The organism is Flavobacterium psychraerolatum (genome assembly GCF_025960985.1).
In the GTDB taxonomy this organism is placed as follows: Bacteria; Bacteroidota; Bacteroidia; order Flavobacteriales; family Flavobacteriaceae; genus Flavobacterium.
In genome coordinates, this window is the sequence record NZ_JAOQMX010000005.1 from 130,118 (window position 1) to 149,329 (window position 19,212).

The 19,212-nt window shown below is 32.2% G+C and carries 18 protein-coding genes; 6 read left to right on the top strand and 12 right to left on the bottom strand.

From position 1 onward, the window contains the following. Positions 1 to 193 precede the first annotated feature (193 nt). The 10 genes from M2326_RS03705 to pyrR all read right to left on the bottom strand — a co-directional run bounded on the left by M2326_RS03705 (position 194) and on the right by pyrR (position 9,518). Positions 194 to 1,084, bottom strand: a complete 891-nt coding sequence (locus tag M2326_RS03705; RefSeq protein WP_264618202.1) for a Ppx/GppA phosphatase family protein — start codon at positions 1,082 to 1,084, stop codon at positions 194 to 196. A 4-nt stretch (positions 1,085 to 1,088) separates the two neighbouring features. Next, positions 1,089 to 3,161 carry a polyphosphate kinase 1 gene (gene ppk1 / locus M2326_RS03710; protein WP_264618203.1) on the bottom strand — a complete coding sequence of 691 codons (2,073 nt, stop codon included), beginning with the start codon at positions 3,159 to 3,161 and terminating at the stop codon, positions 1,089 to 1,091. Position 3,162: 1 nt separating this feature from the next. Further along, positions 3,163 to 3,651 (bottom strand): SixA phosphatase family protein, encoded by a 489-nt coding sequence (locus M2326_RS03715; RefSeq protein ID WP_264618204.1) that lies wholly within the window; start codon positions 3,649 to 3,651, stop codon positions 3,163 to 3,165. A gap of 297 nt (positions 3,652 to 3,948) precedes the next feature. Beyond that, entirely contained in the window at positions 3,949 to 4,461 is a 513-nt protein-coding gene (locus M2326_RS03720) for a CAP domain-containing protein (RefSeq protein WP_264618205.1), read from the bottom strand. Positions 4,462 to 4,900: 439 nt separating this feature from the next. Further along, entirely contained in the window at positions 4,901 to 5,416 is a 516-nt protein-coding gene (locus M2326_RS03725; RefSeq protein ID WP_264618206.1) for a CAP domain-containing protein, read from the bottom strand. 330 nt (positions 5,417 to 5,746) lie between these two features. Next, a complete protein-coding gene (gene pdxH / locus M2326_RS03730; RefSeq protein ID WP_264618207.1) occupies positions 5,747 to 6,391 on the bottom strand; it encodes a pyridoxamine 5'-phosphate oxidase in 645 nt (214 codons plus the stop codon). Between the two features lie 94 nt (positions 6,392 to 6,485). After that, positions 6,486 to 7,391: a ribonuclease Z gene (locus tag M2326_RS03735; protein ID WP_264618208.1), complete on the bottom strand. Its 906-nt coding sequence runs from the start codon at positions 7,389 to 7,391 to the stop codon at positions 6,486 to 6,488. 244 nt (positions 7,392 to 7,635) lie between these two features. Further along, positions 7,636 to 7,968 (bottom strand): ribonuclease Z, encoded by a 333-nt coding sequence (locus M2326_RS03740; protein WP_264618209.1) that lies wholly within the window; start codon positions 7,966 to 7,968, stop codon positions 7,636 to 7,638. 42 nt (positions 7,969 to 8,010) lie between these two features. Beyond that, complete coding sequence (locus M2326_RS03745; RefSeq protein ID WP_264618210.1) at positions 8,011 to 8,937, bottom strand: aspartate carbamoyltransferase catalytic subunit; 927 nt, start codon at positions 8,935 to 8,937, stop codon at positions 8,011 to 8,013. Between the two features lie 41 nt (positions 8,938 to 8,978). After that, on the bottom strand, positions 8,979 to 9,518 hold the full coding sequence (pyrR, locus tag M2326_RS03750) for a bifunctional pyr operon transcriptional regulator/uracil phosphoribosyltransferase PyrR (RefSeq protein WP_264618211.1): 540 nt from the start codon (positions 9,516 to 9,518) through the stop codon (positions 8,979 to 8,981). A gap of 210 nt (positions 9,519 to 9,728) precedes the next feature. Between pyrR and M2326_RS03755 the strand changes: the two genes are divergently transcribed. Beyond that, positions 9,729 to 9,902 (top strand): hypothetical protein, encoded by a 174-nt coding sequence (locus M2326_RS03755; RefSeq protein ID WP_264618212.1) that lies wholly within the window; start codon positions 9,729 to 9,731, stop codon positions 9,900 to 9,902. 106 nt (positions 9,903 to 10,008) lie between these two features. Here the strand turns inward: M2326_RS03755 and M2326_RS03760 are convergent, their stop codons facing one another. After that, positions 10,009 to 11,625, bottom strand: coding sequence for an ABC-F family ATP-binding cassette domain-containing protein (locus M2326_RS03760; protein ID WP_264618213.1), 1,617 nt, complete (start codon positions 11,623 to 11,625; stop codon positions 10,009 to 10,011). Between the two features lie 391 nt (positions 11,626 to 12,016). On the opposite strand from M2326_RS03760, the gene M2326_RS03765 reads away from it, so the two are divergent. Then, positions 12,017 to 12,343, top strand: a complete 327-nt coding sequence (locus M2326_RS03765) for a hypothetical protein (RefSeq protein ID WP_264618214.1) — start codon at positions 12,017 to 12,019, stop codon at positions 12,341 to 12,343. Positions 12,344 to 12,400: 57 nt separating this feature from the next. Continuing rightward, entirely contained in the window at positions 12,401 to 12,535 is a 135-nt protein-coding gene (locus M2326_RS03770; RefSeq protein WP_264618215.1) for a hypothetical protein, read from the top strand. A gap of 516 nt (positions 12,536 to 13,051) precedes the next feature. Here M2326_RS03770 and M2326_RS03775 read toward each other — a convergent pair. Then, the gene (locus M2326_RS03775) at positions 13,052 to 15,070 is read right to left on the bottom strand and encodes a tetratricopeptide repeat-containing sensor histidine kinase (RefSeq protein WP_264618216.1); all 2,019 of its coding nucleotides are present in this window, start codon (positions 15,068 to 15,070) and stop codon (positions 13,052 to 13,054) included. Positions 15,071 to 15,395: 325 nt separating this feature from the next. On the opposite strand from M2326_RS03775, the gene M2326_RS03780 reads away from it, so the two are divergent. From M2326_RS03780 to M2326_RS03790, 3 genes are all read left to right on the top strand, one after another. After that, entirely contained in the window at positions 15,396 to 15,971 is a 576-nt protein-coding gene (locus tag M2326_RS03780) for a uracil-DNA glycosylase family protein (RefSeq protein ID WP_264618217.1), read from the top strand. Between the two features lie 404 nt (positions 15,972 to 16,375). After that, complete coding sequence (locus tag M2326_RS03785) at positions 16,376 to 17,941, top strand: alpha-L-fucosidase (RefSeq protein ID WP_264618218.1); 1,566 nt, start codon at positions 16,376 to 16,378, stop codon at positions 17,939 to 17,941. 207 nt (positions 17,942 to 18,148) lie between these two features. Continuing rightward, on the top strand, positions 18,149 to 19,212 hold a 1,064-nt coding region (locus tag M2326_RS03790), incomplete at its 3' end, for a sulfatase-like hydrolase/transferase (RefSeq protein WP_264618219.1).

Here is a 19,212-nt window from a genome sequence, read left to right on the forward strand (position 1 = left end):
TTATATGATTGTAAAAAAGCAATTTAGAATAATATGAATGGTATTCTACGAATCATTCCAATAAATTATAACCTACCTTGGTGTAGTTTACCTCTTATTTACAGCAATTAATATTTCTAAATACTAGTATTATCTGTTCAATTAGTGTAAAAAATAAGGCTATTTCTTTAGATTGAAATAGCCTTATTTTTTTTTAAATATTTCCATAGTACATTGCCTTGACAATTCCGTCAGACAATCCTATTTTTGGAACATAAATCTGTCTTGCGCCACTCCATTTCATAGCGTTTAGGTAAATACGAACAGCAGGAATAATTACATCTGCACGATCGGGATTTAAACCTAATTCAGAAATACGTTGCTCATAGGTCAATGAATTCAAAAAATTATATTGAGAATTCATATAAATATATGATAATGGTTTTTCTTGTGTTTTACCAGACATTTTGAATACTTTATTGATGTTTCCTCCAGAACCAATTAGCGCTATATCGTCAAATTCTTCTGTATTAGTTTTAATCCACTTTTCAATTTCACTCCATACAACATCACAAACCATGTTGTTTAATAACCGAACTGTTCCTGCTTTGAAAGATCTTGAACTAATAATCTTTCCATTAGAAAAAAGTGTAAATTCAGTACTACCACCTCCTACATCAACAAAAAGATAATTTTGGTCTTTTTCTAATAAATGCATAAGATCAGTAGAAGCTATAATTGCAGCTTCTTTTTTACCATCAATAATTTCAATTTTTAGATCTGCTTTTTTCTTAATTAATGCAGCTACTTCTTTTCCATTATAAGCCTCTCTCATCGCTGAGGTAGCAAAAGCACGATAAGATTCTACTTTATGCACCTTCATTAAAAGGTTAAAAGCTTTCATAGCATCACACATACGTAAGATATTTTCCTCTGATATCTCACCTACTGTAAATGCATCTTGCCCCAAACGTATGGGTACACGCACCAAAGCACTTTTATTAAACTGAGGTTCTTTTCCTTCTTGTTCTACGATATTGACTACCAAAAGACGCATGGCATTAGAACCAATATCAATCGCAGCATATTTCTTTATTGTAATCATCTAGTTATTTTTGTTCTGTCTTACCTAACAAATGTACTTTATTCTGGTAATACTTATAGGTTTCTAATTGTGCTCTAAAAATGGGTGCTCCATCTCGTTCACGATATTTATTGTCTAATTTGTCTGAATGATAGCGTGCTTTTACATTCCCTTTCCATCCTAAATCAAAATTATCGATCAGTTCATTCTTAATATCTTCATCATATATTGGACAGGTCACTTCTACCCTTCCGTCTAAATTTCGAGTCATAAAATCTGCTGAAGAAATAAATACATCCGGTACACCTGCATTTCCAAAAATGTAAATTCGAGAATGTTCTAGATAGTTATCTACTATACTTATAGCTTCGATATTTTCACTTAGTCCTTTCACACCAGGTATTAAGGAACAAATCCCACGAACTTCCAATTTAATTTTAACACCTGCTTTGCTTGCTGCATACAATTTATCAATCATAGCATAATCAGACAAACTATTCATTTTTAATTTCATGTAAGCCTTTCTTCCAGCTAGTGCATGAAGAATTTCTCTATCAATTAATTTATAAAATCTTGCGCGTGTATAATGCGGTGACACAATTAAATGTTTATAACGATGGACACGGTAATTAATATCAAAAAACTCAAATATTTTACTTACGTCTTTTAATATTTGTTGATGGCTAGTCAATAATGTTACATCGGTATATACTTTGGCTGTGGCCTCATTGAAATTTCCGGTTGAAAGAAATCCATAACGCTTGGTTTTTTCTTTTTCTGTACGTTCAATAACACATATTTTACTATGTACTTTCAATCCTTTTATACCAAAAATAAGATGAATACCTTCCGTTTGCATTTGCTCTGCATACGAGATATTAGAGGCTTCATCAAAACGTGCTTGCAATTCGATTTGAACGGTCACTTTTTTTCCGTTCTTGGCAGCATTTATTAATGAGCTAATAATTTGTGAATTTTTTGCCAATCGGTATAAAGTGATTTTTATTGAAGTAACTTTTGGATCCAAAGCTGCTTCCCTCAAAAACCGTGTGATATAAGAAAAAGATTGGTATGGTGCATTAACCAAGAAATCTCTATCACTTATTTTCTGCAATAAACTACCCTCTATACTCAAGCCAGGTATAGGTAACGGTGGATTGGTTTTATACAATAAATCATTTCGACCTAAGCTGGGAAAATCCATATAATCCCTACGGTTATGATACCTACCCCCAGGAATAATACTATCTGTAGAGACAATTTTCATTTTTTCTAAGAAAAAAAGAAGTGTATCTCTTTCTATTGTTTGATCATAAATAAATCGAACAGGCTCTCCAATTCTTCTGTCTTTTACACTTGTAGAAATTTTCTCGAGCATACTTTTGCTCAAGTCACTATCTATTTCCAACTGTGCATCACGGCTGATTTTAATCATGTGAGCGGTAACACTTTGGTAATCAAAAATATTGAAAATACTTTTTAAATTATGACGAATAACATCATCAATAAGTATCACATATTGTTTTTCATCTTCAGAAGGCAAAACCAAGAATCGATTGATGGTCTTGGGAATTTCAATAATAGCATAACGTACTTCTTGACTATTCATAACCAATTTGATTGCTAAATAGCCCATGTTATCTTTCAATAAAGGAAATTCAGCCAAATCATTTAATATGATAGTAACCAATTCAGGACTTAATTTCTGAATAAAAAAATCTTTTAGAAAAACCTCTTGTTCTACAGAAATTTCATCTTCATTGATAATAGAAACTCCTTGCTCTTCCAATTCCGTTTCTATTTCTTTGAAAATACTTAAACTCTCGGTTTGATGACGAATTACAATTTCATTAATATCCTTAATTAATTGTTGAGCCGAAATACCTCCTAGAATCTTTTCACCGGTTTTGCCAGAATTACTCAATCGTCTTATAGCAGCAAAACGAACCCTGAAAAATTCATCTAAATTATTAGAGAAAATCCCCAAAAAACGTAATCTTTCTAAAAGAGGTACTGATGTATCTGCGGCTTCCTGTAACACTCTAGCGTTAAAAGCTAACCAACTTTTTTCTCTATCTATATATTTATTTACTAACACTTTATTTCTTTAAATCTTTTGGAGTTATTATTTTTTTCACTTGCCCCTTGTCAATATTTTTCCAACTATCCGTATCAAATTGTAAGGATACAAATCCAGCAGTAGGGACATTCTCTACGAATACATCACCAAATTTATTAACAAAATCTGTAATAGCACCATTATGACCAAAAAGAATTAGACTTTCGAACGAATTATCACAAGATTTAATCATATGTTCTAATTGACCACTATCAAAAGTATATAAATCCTTCATGAATACTATACTTTCAATTGGAACCAATAAATTTTGCACAAAAATTAAGGCTGTATCCGCAGCACGTTTTGCAACACTACTCCATATTATAAAGGTTTTTGGAATATAACTTGCTATCTTCGACGAAACTAAATGTGCATCTTGCATTCCTTTTTTATCCAATGGCCTATCAATATCCTTAAATGGAACATCCCAATTAGATTTACCATGTCGTATTAATATTAAATTTTTCATATTGATCTAATTAAATTCAGAAAGAGAAAGATACAATATTTATTTAAAAACAATACAACTAGTTTAGCTTTATAAAAATCTTTATTAGCTCGATTTATTACCTTTTTACTGTTTGTAAAGAAAAATAATAGAAATAGAATATGAAGGAATGAAACTAGACAAAAATAATATTATAAACAAAAAGAGCTAAATTATATATGATTTAATAAAAAACTATTTTCAGCCAAAATCTATTAAAAAATTGGATAAAAAAAAGGCTCTATAAAATAGAGCCTTAAAAAACTAACTAAAATCAAATTATATTTTCGCAAAAATATTTGTATAATATTTTTTACCTGTTTCTGGGTCTGATTTAATTGCAATACCAAAGTGAGTATAGTTACCTACAATATTTGCTTTGTGTCCTGGACTATCCAACCATGCAGCCACAACAGATTCAGGAGTATTAAAATTGTATGCTACATTTTCACCAACTTTCTTCGCATCCAATACTTTCATGATATCTTCTGAACGAGTAACAAAATTATTATGATTAACCACATTATTTGCAATCATATAATTATCATGTTCTTCTGATTTATAAGAAATATGATTAATTTGTTCTAAAGAATTCAAACCAACACTTACTCTATATTCATTAATTAACCTCATTGTAGCTAACTCTATATCATTATAATTATATTCTACAACTTTCGCTGTAAGAGCGGTAGTTGTGGTATTATTAACTACTTCAGATGAGTCGGAAGAACAAGAATTCAAAGTGAAGATTACTGTTATTAGTAAAGCGATACGGTTTAGATTTGTTATCATAATGTTAGTAGATTAAATTCAAAGTAGATGTGGGGCAAAAACTTTAAAACGATTAGAATAATATCTTTTGTTATTCCAAATATAAGACAAACATTTAAAAAACACCTTTAAAAAGACAAAAAACTCGATGAAATACATTTTATAAGTAAAATAATAAGTTAAAACTTATATAAATTAGTTAATTTTTATATTATAGGTTACTAAAATATTCAATACTATTACAAAATAGTAATAAAGAAGAAAGTCTAAAGAAAGAAATTGAGTTTCTGAAATAATCAGTTGTCCTTTAGGGTAATAGAAATAATTCTAAATAGATTATTTTATTGATGACGATACTAAAATAAAAGAGAGTTACTAAATAAAAAATAGGTTGAAAAAATTTAATGATTTTATCAACCTATTAACCAAAATAAATGTAATAATAAAATAAAAAATGAGATTAAATTTTTGCAAAAATATTAGTGAAATATTTTTCACCCGTTATTGGATCTGATTTTATAGCGATACCAAAATGTGTGTAATTCCCAACGATATTTGCTTTATGTCCTGGACTATGTAACCAAGCAGCAACCACAGACTCTGGTGTATTAAAATTATAAGCTACATTTTCACCTACTTTTTTAGCATCCAAAACATTCATAATATCTTCTGAACGCGCTACAAAATCATCATGATTAACCACTTTGTTTGTAATCATATATTCATCATGAACTTCCGACTTGACAGAAATATAATTTATTTTTTCTAATGTATTCAAACCAACACTAACTCTATAGTCGTTGATCAAGTCCATCGTTAGTAATTCCGTTTCAGTATAATTATAACTAACTGCTTTAGCTGTAAGACTAGTTGAATTTGAACTATTATCTGTAACTTCTTCAGAGTTAGAAGAGCAAGAATTCATTGTAAAGATTACAGTCGCTACAAAAGCGATACGAAGTAGATTTCTTTTCATAATGTTAGTAAATTAAGTTTAAAGTAGATGTGGGGCAAAAACTTTAATATGATAATTATTGGATAATAGTACTGTTTCTTAATATTATCTCAAACTTAACATAAATAACGTTTAAAAACACAATAAAATCGACTAACTACATATATCAAGTATTATTTATATACTTAAACTTACAAATACAATTATTTTAATTAGTAAAGAATTCATTAAAATATTAAAAATAAAAAATATAATCATTTCCTACCCAAGATAAAAAAGAGACTAAAAATACAAAGAGGCTACTTCATAATAATGAAATAGCCTCTTTAAACACTATAAAAATGAATCTATTTAAGGAGCCATACGCTCAGTTTTCCAAGAATAATCCTCCTGTATGCTATAACGGATACGATCATGCAAACGATTGGGTCTTCCTTGCCAAAATTCTACTTCAATTGGATTTACAATAAAACCTCCCCAATGCTGTGGACGTGGAATTTCTTTATTTTCAAAAGATACTTCCAAGTTTTTTAAAGCATTTTCTAAATATTCTCGTGATGGAATCACTTGACTTTGATCAGAAACTAAAGCTCCCAACTTACTTCCATCTGGTCTTGAATCGAAATAATTATCGGAAATATTATCTGCAACCTTACTTGCAATTCCTTTTATGATGACTTGTCGCTCCATAGAATGCCAAAAGAATGACAAACATACTTTTGGGTTCTCAACTATTGCTTTTCCTTTTTCTGAGTTGTAATTCGTATAAAAAACAAACCCTTCTTCAGAAAATTTCTTTAGCAATACTACTCTTGCTTTTGGAAAGCCATCCAAGCCAAAAGTAGAAACTGTCATGGCATTTACTTCTTCAGTCCCCCCAAAATCTTCAATTTCGTGAAACCATCTTTTGAACAAATTAATAGGATCTTCTGGAATAGTAGTTTCTAATAATTCACTCTTTTCATAAGACTTTCTGTAATTACTTAAATCATTCATAATTTTTACTTTTTTTCGTGGCAGAAACTCTTGGCCAGAATTACTACAACTATTACAAATAAGATTACTCCAATTTGTTTCTATTTTATTGGATTTATAAATCAAAACTTTTGCCATCATCTCCCAAAAGTACATTTTCAAAAACGGTTTGCGCTTCTTTTTGAAAGTAATCAATCAGTTCGTATCGGGTAGAATAATGTCCTAGTATTAACTTTTTAACATTGGCTTTCTTAGCTATTGTTGCAGCTTCGATTGCTGTAGAGTGCATTGTTTTACCTGCTAATTTTTTCTCAGACTCCAAAAAGGTCGATTCATGATACAAAACATCTACCCCATCTATCACAGGAATAACAGCCTCATTATAGACTGTATCCGAACAAAAAGCATAACGCATTGGTGGCTCTGGATCGAATGTTAACTTACCATTCGATATAATTTCACCGTTTTCAAGTGTAATATCTTTGCCGTTTTTTATATTTTGATAGAAACAAGTATCAATAGAATAACTTTCAACTGCGGTAACATTTAGTTTTCGTTTGTCTATTTTTTCTTCGAATAAAAAGCCATTTGTGTACACTCGATGTTGCAATGGTATCGTTTTCACTACTACTTTGTCATCTTCAAAAATCACTACACTTTCCTTAGACTCCAATTCGTGGAAAAACAAATTGTAGTTCGTCCATGAATTCGAAAGTTTTAATTGCAAAAGCGAAATTTCCTTGATTCCTTTCGGGCCATAAATATGTAAATCTGTAGTTCGTCCCAATAAACTGAAAGTCGAAATCAATCCTATTAAACCAAAAAAATGATCACCATGCAAATGAGAAATAAAAATATGATTGATTTTGGAAAATTTAATTTTATTCTTTCGCAGTTGCACTTGTGTACCTTCGCCACAATCAATTAAAAAAAGTCGATTTTTGACCTCTAATACCTGTGCTGTAGGATTTGTAAAAGTTCTTGGTGTGGCTGCATAACAACCTAGTATGGTTAATTTCATTATTTTATTTAGAAAAACACAGAACCCTTTGCCAGTTCTATTATCGTTAAAGCTCATATTAATAGCCGTACAATAAACAATAGTATCTTCTCATACTACCCAAGGCTATTTTCACATTAAATAAATTGCACTTTGAACTGTATAAAGCTAGATTTTAATCAATATAAAATTAAGAAGCAATACAACTTAAAAAACTCAATTTTTTATTATTTTTTTTTGTCTACAAATCCATTTAAATGGATTCTCAAAACCCTAAATCTCTTTCAATTTCTTCCATACCAATAATATCATTTGCTTCTAGCAAAGTTGGAACAACTGTTAATTTGGTCGAAACCGCATTAAAATCAATACCATCGGCAACGATAATAAAAGATTTCTTTGCTTTTTTGTGCTGCTTAGATAAGGGCTTAAGCAATTTTATATCTTCGATAGTTACTTCTTTATTTGGTAAGAGATCAATAATCAAATTGTGCTCTTCGTACGATTTGTATTGATGTGTAACTTTCATCAAGAATGCAGTAAAATCTGCCTGCGTTTCTTTTATAGTAATGGTATGTCCTTTTTGATCTACTTTCATCTGATTTGTTTAAAGTTGGATTTTGAACTAATATACGCGTTATTATTGAATTTTCGATGCCAAAAGATAAATGACTGCCATACGAATAGCAACACCATTTTCGACCTGATTCAAAATAACTGACTGTTGTGAATCTGCTACATCTGACGTAATTTCTACTCCCCTATTAATAGGTCCCGGATGCATGATTACAATTTCTTTCTTTAATGAATCTAGTAATGCTTTATCTACTCCGTATTGCTGTGCATATTCACGAGTAGATGGAAAAAAGTTCACATCCATTCTTTCATTTTGTACGCGCAACATATTTGCAACATCACACCATTCCAATGCTTTGCGTAAATTGGGTTCAACCGTCACTCCTAGTGATTCAATATGTTTTGGAATTAATGTTTTGGGGCCACATACTTTAACCTCAGCACCTTGCATTTGCAGTGCATAAATATTCGAAAGTGCCACTCTAGAGTGCAAAATATCGCCTACAATAACCACTTTTTTTCCTGCAACATCACCTAGTTTTTCTCGTATAGAATAACTGTCCAATAAAGCTTGTGTAGGATGTTCATGTGCTCCATCACCAGCATTAATAATACTTGCTTTTACATTTTTAGACAAAAAATAAGCCGCTCCTGGAGTTGCATGACGCATCACCACCATGTCTACTTTCATCGAGAGAATATTGTTGACTGTATCAATCAATGTTTCTCCTTTTTTGACAGAGGATTGTGCCGCTGAGAAACTAATCACATCGGCAGACAAACGTTTTTGAGCCAGCTCAAACGAAAGTTTGGTACGGGTACTATTTTCAAAAAATATATTGGCAATCGTGATGTCACGTAACGATGGCACCTTTTTGATTGGGCGATTGATAACTTCTTTAAAATGATCGGCTGTTTCAAATATTAGATCAATATCATTCTTATTAATGTACTTGATTCCTAATAAATGATTTACGCTTAATTCTTTCATTTTTTTATATCCTTAAATTATGAGTTTTATGAGGCCTTTTTTTAGGTTGTAATCAAACAAACCGAATCCTCGCCGTCATTCTCTTCCCAGTTTACTTTAACTTTTTCGCCATTAATCGCGTCAACTTGACGCCCTCTATAATCAGGCTGAATTGGTAAATTGCGACTGAAACGCCTATCAATCAAAACCAACAATTCAATCGCAGACGGACGACCAAAGGACTGGATTGCAGTCAATGCCGCACGAATGCTTCTACCTGTAAACAATACATCATCTATAAAAATGACCTTTTTATTTTCGACAATAAAATTGATTTTGGTTTTATTGGCCTCCAATGGTTTCTCAGTTCTACGAAAATCATCTCTAAAAAACGTAATATCCAAGTAACCTAATTGAATCTCAGGCGTGTGATATTCTGTTTCCAGCAACGATTTAAGGCGTTCGGCTAGGTAGGTCCCTCTAGGTTGAATCCCGACCAATATAGTATCCGAAAAATCTAAGTGATTCTCAATGAGTTGACAAGCCAAACGATGCAGAATGATATTGACTTCCTTAGAAGTGAGCAATACTTTTTGAGTCATAGTAATTGTAGTGTTTGTGCAACAAAGATACAAAATAGGATTTAGGAAATAAATAATAAACCATCCTTACCACCATAAATATTTATAGTCAAAACATACGCCACCATAAAAACCGATAATATCATAACTTTTCTTAAAAATTCTATAACAATCCAACTGTATACTCTGACTAATTTTATAAAAATTAAAAACCTCAAAAAAATATTTATCATGAAAAATTTTTCCCTAAAAATCGCTACTCTTTTTGTAATCCTATCTCTTTTCACAAGTTGTGAGGCAATCGGAAGTATTTTTAAAGCCGGAATGGGATTCGGAATCTTTCTTGTCGTTGCAGTTATAGTTGTTGTCCTTTGGTTAATATTCAAAATGTTCGGCAAAAAATAAGACATTCGCAAAAAAAAGCCCTAAGCAAATGCTTAGGGCTATATCTATAATTATCTGTTTAAAGATTTGATTTTACGATAACAAAACCATTTCAACCTTATCTTTTTTAAGAATACATTTTCACTCTTAATTCCTGTACTTTTTCATCATCCAAATATTCGTCAAACGTCATATAACGGTCAATTGCACCTTTTGGAGTCAGTTCTACAATTCTGTTACCAACAGTTTGTGCAAACTCGTGATCATGCGTGGTAAAAAGAATCGAACCTTTATAGTTCTTCAATGAGTTGTTAAAAGCAGTAATCGATTCCAAATCCAAGTGATTAGTAGGTTCGTCCAACATCAATACATTTGCACGTTCCATCATCATACGAGACAACATACAACGTACTTTTTCTCCACCAGACAACACTCGACTCGTTTTCAAAGCTTCCTCTCCAGAGAAAATCATTTTCCCCAAGAAACCTCTAATGAAAACTTCATCGCGCTCTTCTTCTGTTTTTGCCCATTGACGCAACCAATCTACCAAAGTTAAATCATTTTCAAAATAACTGTGATTCTCCCCTGGCAAATACGCTTGGTTTGTAGTCACACCCCAATCATAAGTTCCAGCATCAGCTTTGAGGTTATTGTTCAAAATTTGGTAAAAAGCTGTCGTTGCTCTCGAATCTTTAGAGAATAAAACCACTTTATCACCTTTGTTCATATTCAAATCTACGCCTTCAAAAAGCAAATCACCATCTACAATAGCTTTCAATCCCTGAACGTTCAAAATTTGATCTCCCGCTTCACGGTCTTGGTCAAAAATAATCGCCGGATAACGGCGGCTTGAAGGTTTAATTTCAGAAATATTTAATTTCGAAATCATTTTTTTACGAGAAGTCGCTTGTTTGGACTTCGCTACATTCGCACTAAATCGACGTATAAACTCCTCCAACTCTTGTTTCTTCTCCTCTGCTTTTTTATTTTGTTGCGCACGTTGTTTTGCTGCTAATTGGCTAGACTCATACCAAAACGTATAGTTTCCAGAATAATGGTTGATTTTACTAAAATCGATATCAGATATATGTGTACAAACCGAATCCAAAAAGTGACGGTCATGCGACACAACAATTACTGTGTTATCATAATTAGCCAAGAAGTTCTCCAACCAAGCAATAGTCTCAAAATCCAAATCATTCGTAGGCTCATCCATAATCAACAAATCAGGATTTCCAAATAAAGCCTGCGCCAAAAGCACACGTACTTTAATTTTCCCCTCCAAGTCGGCCATCAAAGTATAATGATTTTCCTCCGTAATTCCAAGGTTAGACAACATTGCAGCAGCATCCGAGTCGGCATTCCAACCGTTCATCTCCTCAAATTGCACTTGTAATTCCCCAATTTTATCAGCATTCTTATCGTTGTAATCCAAGTACAACTCATCCATTTCCTTCTTAACGGCATACAAAACCTTATTTCCCATCAATACTGTCTCCAGCACCGTATGTTCATCAAATTTATTGTGATTTTGATTTAGAACCGACATCCTTTTTCCTGGTTCCAAATGTACATGGCCAGCAGTAGGATCCATTTCTCCTGCAATAATTTTCAAAAAAGTAGATTTTCCAGCACCATTGGCGCCAATAACCCCATAAATATTACCGTGCGTAAAAGTGGTGTTCACTTCATCAAACAAAATACGTTTTCCAAACTGAACCGATAAATTATTAACTGTTAACATATATGTTCTTTATTTATAAAATTTCGGCAAAAGTACAAAAAAATACTCAGTTCTAAGAATGCCATATCATAAGGTTTTCAAAACAACTTTTCGTACCAAAATCAAGAGAGTTATTTGGGCGTGCCACCAATAAGAAAAGGCGCTTAATTCACTTTGTATATACAAAGCCCCTTTCCTTATTGCTGTCGGGTGATCCGCGCTACTTCCGTAGCTTGCTCCTCCCCCTCACGCAAAAATACAGATTTTATTAAAAATTATGCTTTAGTATGTGGAAAACCGTAAAACAGCACCAATTATTTATTTTAGTTTTGCAAAAAATAAAGTCAATCAAAACACAAACGGCAACACTGAAAACCGATTAGAGTAAGTGTTCATCTTTAACTATTTTATTATGAAAAAATTATTTTTTACTGTTGCATTTATTACTGTGAATGCAATAACATTTGCTCAATCATCAACCTATATAAGTGGTTATACAAAAAGCAACGGAACCTATGTCCAAGGGTATAACAAAACAACCACAGACAATACAAATACTAATAATTATTCAACACAAGGAAACTACAATCCTTACAACGGAAATGCAGGAACAAAACCAAGAGACTACTCTACTGAATCAAGCAATTATAGTGCAGACAAAAATGTTCAAACTGGCTCTCGAGGTGGTCAATACTACATTAATAGCAATGGAAATAAAACTTATGTCCCTAAACAATAATTTTAAAATAACTGTTTTATCTAAAAAGGTGAAGCATAAAACTTTAAAAAAATTGTTATGGAATTTATAATTCTATTAATAGTACTAGTGGTATTTGTTTTCTTAGTTAGAATGTTTGGAGCTTGGATGTTGAGATTAGATGAAGTATTTAACTTCAAAAGAACAAACAAAACTATTGAAATGTATATCTGAAAAAATAAAAGAAGAAACCACATTAGCACAAATTAAAAAAATTCTAACTCTCTATGCTTAATAACCAATACAAAAAGGGGCTTATTTCATTTTTTGACTATTTAGCCTCTTTCCTTGTTGGGGTCTAGCTTTAGACTTCAACGTCACCGAATACCTCAATCCCTCATGTAGTAAGTAACTTAATTATTTGGAAATTAAATATACTAAATAAGCTAATCACAACCTCTCAGATTTCCAATAATAGCTCAGAAAAAAAAATGCTTTCTTAATCCTGATCTCAAATCAACAAATGATGTTGTTTTCATGATTTCTTCGTTACTATCAATGAGTTTGCTAACCGCAATTCTTTATAAATGATTAAGTGGAATTCCTTAAAATGATAAACTTTATGGATTTCAATTATATTAGGTTGATACTTCTAAATATATTCTAACTAATATGTTCAGTAATTTCTCCTATGTTCAAAAAAAATCCGATTACCAAAATTTTCATGCATCTAACAAGATTTAATCGTGACTATTTTTCTTTAAGTAGGGTTACAATAAACGTAGTCCCCTTTTCAACTTCACTTGTTACTGAGATATTCCCACCATTTTTAGTTATAAATTCTTTACAAAGTATAAGTCCAAGTCCTGTACCTATTTCATTATTAGTTCCTTTAGTTGAAATATTTGAATCTATTCTGAATAATTCCTCAATAACTTTTGAATCAATTCCCACTCCATTATCAATAAAGTGAAGTTCAATAGTATCCTTATTTTCTTTATAATTAATAGTAACCTTTCCACCTTGAGGAGTAAATTTGATTGCATTATTTACCAAATTACTAATAAAAGTTATAGCAGTATTTTTATCAATTGATAATATAGCTTCTGATGGAATATTTACTGTAATCTGAATATCTTTTTCTAGAGCACTCCGTGAATAAGGAGCGATACTCATTTCTATAAGTATTTTTAGATTAATCCTTTCTTTATTAATTTTTATTCTTCCTGTTTGTGTTCTAGCCCATGTAAGCAAGTTGGTCAGTAAATTAAAAGCTAGTTTTGAAGATATATTCAATGAAGTAATCAATTCCTTTTTCTCAGCGTCATCAATCTCATCATAATCTTCAACTAATAAAGAGGTAATTCCTAAAATATTATTAAAAGGACTTCTAAGATCATGAGAAATAATACCGAAGAACTTATCCTTGGTTGAGTTTGATTCTTTAAGCTCATCACGTTGTTTCGAAATAACATCATTTTTCTGAATCAATAATTGATTTGCCTTTTTCTTAATCACAAATTGATATAGCAGAATGATAATCAATACTAATATTACCAAAGAGATCAATATGAAGGAATTTCTCAGATTTGTTTGTTTTTCAATAGCTAATTCTTGAATCAGACTATTTTTTCGTAGTAATTCATTTTCTTTATCCTTTTTTTCACTATCGTATTTGGTTTGCATTTCTGCAATTTGTTTCGATCTGTTTTTATTATAGACACTATCTTTTAATGCAATATACTTTTCTAGATAAACTAACGATTTATCTAAATTACCAATATCTTTATGTAAATCCGATTGTATTTTGTAAATGTCTAGTAATTCTTCTTTAGCATCTAATATTAAAGCCAATTTAAATGCTTTTTTATAATATAAATCCGCAGAGCCAAATCTGAGCTGTTCTTTATGAATAAGTCCTATGCTTTTGTTAGCAAGTAATACACCAAATTGATCATTAATTTTTTCACTTAATAGATGTGATTCTTTAAAATACTTTAAGGCACTATTATAATTTTTAAGTTGGTATTCTGAGTTTCCAATATTATACAAACTTATTGTCGTTCCATAATTATTTTTGTTTTGTTTGTTTAGCACAAGCGTTTTGATATAGGTTGCTTTCGCTTTTTCATGATCTTCTTGGGCTTCATAAATTTGCCCTAGAGTATTAAGCTGTGCAGACAAATAACTATCACCACCTTCTTTTTCAGATAGATCAATAGCTTCTTCAATATACTCAAGCGCTTTAGAATAATTTTCTTGAGCTAAATATATTGAACTGATATTACCAATAATTTTGATGTAAGAATGTGTATACCCATTTTCTTCTGAAATTTTTAAAGATTTTAAATAACATTTCAAAGCATTCTTATAGTCTGATAAGTCTTTATAAACAATCCCTATATTACTCAATAAGGAACATATACCGTTTTGATTGTTAATCTCTTCATATATTTTTAAAGATTTTTGATAATTTTTTAATGCTAGTTGAAATTCACTTTTGGCCCAATAATTAACTCCAATAATTTGCAATGATTTTGCAATATTTTCTTTGCTATTTTCTTTAAGTGCAAGTGAGTAAGCCATTTTTGCATACTTAAGCCCTTTATCTGGTGAAACATTCCAATAGGCATATGCTAGTTTATTTAACACTTCAACTTTCTTAATCCCTTGTTTACTAGGTAATTGAAATTCTAAACTGTTTATTTGACTTTGTGCAAATAAACAATTTGAAAGAAGTAAAAGAATAATGAATAAAGCCTTTTTCATAAAACTATTTTTCAAGAGACAGAAGATATTATTTATAATTTAAACAAATTGAATCATAATTCTTATATAACATTGGCTTCTGTATTTTGGTAATCCATTTTTTAACAAAGAGTTTTAACATATCTCTTATTAGAACTATAAAAAGCTTGTTTTTTACTAATATACAATTTATGACCATACATAAATATTAAATTCATCAATTTTTACATTTATTTAAAAAAGAAAAGAGCTACAACCTTTAATTTTACACTTAATTCTGTTTATAAAAACCTATAAATTAAGTATCTTACTATTTAAAGATTATACCCTCATTTAAATTTCCCTTATGGAAGAACTTTTGGAACAAATAAGAGCGTGTACAGTTTGTAAAAAACACCTTCCATTGGGTGCTAATCCTATCGTTGCCGCTAATTACTTTAGTAAAATTATCATTATAGGTCAAGCACCTGGACGCATTGTACACACTACAGGAATTCCTTGGAACGATAAAAGTGGGGACAACTTACGCAATTGGTTAGACGTAGATAAAGAAACGTTTTACAACCCTACTATTTTTGCATTGATTCCTATGGGGTTTTGTTATCCTGGAACTGGAAAATCAGGGGACCTTTTACCACGTCCAGAATGTGCACCGTTATGGCATGAGAAATTACTACAGGCGATGCCAAATGTAAAGCTAATTTTATTGTTGGGAAAAACGGCGCAAAATTATTATTTGCATACCAATACAAAAAAAAATTTAACTACAACGGTGCAACAATTCGAAAGTTATTTACCAAAATACTTTCCGTTACCACATCCTTCACCAACAAATAATATTTGGCATGCCAAAAATAAATGGTTTTCAATTACTGTTCTTCCACAATTAAAAAATAAAATTGCCGCAATTATTAAGAGCTAATACTTTCAATCCAATAAGGTTAATCAAAACTATAAATTTTGTAGCTTAAAAAACAATAAACCTTTTGCAACTAAAATCGACAAAGTTTTTCATTCAGGAATAATCGCTACACAAACTACTTCCGTTCTGGGTTTAATAAACGTTTGGTTTATAGAAACCGCATTGCAAATGCTATAATTTTCTATTTTAAGAAAGTAGGTACTCTTTACAAATAAACCCGAATTTGGACAGATAAACGAACATGTCGAAATTTTCAATCAAAATGGTGATTTAGTGCTTGTGTGCGACCATATTTTATTAGCAAAAAAGAAAATATAACTTTTGTTCTACTATAATGGACATATGTGAAGGCCTTCCTTAGCCGTTTCGCCTATGTTTGTACAACCAAAAAACTACAAAATATTATGAAAAATACTGTTTTAGGATTAGTGACTATTGCATTAGTATCCTGCAATGCACAACAGAAAACAACCAAAAATAAAGTTGCAGACAAAAAGATTGAATACAAAGCCGATTGGAAATCATTGGAGCAACACAAAACACCTGAATGGTTCTTGGATGCTAAGTTCGGAATCTACTGCCACTGGGGACCGTACTCGGTTCCAGAATATAAAAACGAATGGTACTCGCACTGGATGTACGTGAATAAGGACAATCCTGAGGCTAGGAAAGGGAAAGAAAGTGAGTATTATACGCATCATGTGAACACTTACGGACCACTGGATAAATTTGGTTACAAAGATTTCATTCCGATGTTTAAGGCTGAAAAGTTTGACGCTGCTGCTTGGGCAGATTTATTTGAAAAATCAGGTGCAAAATTCTCCGGACCCGTTTCTGAACATGCCGATGGTTTTGCCATGTGGGATAGTGATTTGACCAAATGGGATGCCAAAGAAATGGGACCTAAGCGTGATATCATGGGCGAATTGTCTAAAGAAATCAGAAAAAGAGGGATGAAATTTATCGCGACTTTTCACCGCCAATGGTTGTATGCTTGGTACCCAACTTGGGATGAAACTACCGATGCATCAGACCCAAGATATGCTGGTTTGTACGGTCCAAAAGTTAAAAAAGGAGATTTTCTTTTCCCAGACAATCCAAATAGAAAAAAACTAGGAGCGGCATCTTATTACCCACTGGCTGACGAACAATTTAACAAAGAATGGTTGGCTCGTTTGAAGGAGATTACCAATAAATACAACCCAGATATGGTTTGGTTTGATAACAAAATGGACATTATTGGTGAAGATTACCGCAAAGAATTCCTAGAGTATTATTACAACCATGCGGAGAAAAATAATCAAGAAGTAGTTTCAACTTACAAATTTCATGATTTTGCCGAAGGGACGGCCGTACTCGATTTGGAACGAGCAAGAATGAGTGAGAAAAAAGATTTCCCGTGGTTGACAGATGATTCTATTGACTGGAAATCATGGTCACACATTTCTGATCCAAACTACAAATCGACCAATCGTTTACTTGATTTCTTGATAGATGTAGTGAGTAAAAACGGGGCGGTTCTATTGAATATCACACCAAAAGCAAATGGTGAAATTCCAGAACCGGTCAAAGAACGTTTGCTACAAATGGGAGATTGGTTGCGTACCAATGGAGAAGCTATTTACGGCACACGCACTTTTGATATCTACGGCGAAGGCGATGCAGAAGTAAAAGAAGGCCATTTGAGTGAAGACAAAAATGCTGATAATACGGCCAAAGATATTCGTTTTACTAGAAAAGGAGAGGTTGTTTATGCAACGGTTCTAGATTGGCCAACCGACAATAAATTAGTAATTCATTCCTTCAAAAAAGGAAGTCCGTATTTGACCAAAGGTATCGAATCGATTGAATTTTTGGCTAACAAGAAAAAAATGAAATTCACGGTGGAGAACGACGGATTACACATTCAATTACCAAAAGAAAAAGTAGGTGATTATGCTTTTGCATTCAAAATAACACCAAAGAAATAGTTTTAAAAGCATTTGGGCGTGACCCGCTGAAAAACGCGGGTCGGGCTATGCGCTACAATCTTTTACGGGGCAGAAAAAGCCCCATAAAAGGATTTCCGCTTCAAACGAAGTTCACAGAACACCGCTAAAAAATAAAAGTATAGTGATGTAATCCCTCACGCAAAACAGACAAGAGGTGAAATCTTCATAAATAGTAAAATTTAAAACATGAAAAAGACAGGATTATCAATCACATTGGCAGTACTCCTTTTTTGTCAATTGTCTATAAGTCAACGTTCTAGCAACAAACAGCCCAACATCATTTACATCATGTCTGATGATCATACCGCTCAAGCTATTGGTGCTTACGGGAGTCGTTTGGCAAAATTAAACCCAACGCCTACCATCGATAAATTAGCAGCCGAGGGAATGCTTTTCGAAAATGCTTTTGTAACCAACTCCATTTGTACGCCTAGTCGCGCGTGTATTATCACAGGTCAGTATTCACAGACCAATGGTGTTTTGGACTTGGATGGCGAATTGGACCCCGCCAAAGAATACTTGCCAATGGAAATGAAAAAGCTGGGATATACCACAGCGATGATTGGAAAATGGCATTTGAAAAACGAACCTTCAGCCTTTGATTACTACAAAGTTTTGCATTCGCAAGGAAAGTATTTCAACCCTACTTTTTTCGAAAAAGGAAAAGGAGAATGGATGAAAAACGAAGTGAAATCAGTGGGTCATTCGACCGATGTGATTACCGATATCACTTTGGATTACTTGCAAAAAAGAGACAAATCAAAACCTTTTTTCATCATGCACCACTACAAAGCACCGCATGATATGTTTGAGTTCGCTCCACGATATGCCGATTATTTAAAAGACGTAGAAATTCCAGAACCAGCGAGTTTGTATTTTCAACCCAATTTTGGTTCAGAAGCCACGGTTGGTAAAAACGGAAAATTAGGTGCGGTTATTGGAAGCTCGGTTTCAGACCGACATTTATACCGAAACTATGTAAATATGCTTTTGAAGGATACTGTTTCTGGAACAATCGCTACTCATTTGGCTTATCAAGAATACTTAAAAAGATATTTAAGATGTGTTAAAGGCGTGGATGATAATTTGGCTCGATTGTTCGAATATCTAAAAAAAGAAGGTCTTTGGGAAAATACCGTAATCGTATATACTGGTGACCAAGGAATGATGCTTGGTGAACATGATTTGATTGACAAACGCTGGATGTACGACGAATCGATGCGCATGCCGTTTATTGTTCATTATCCAAA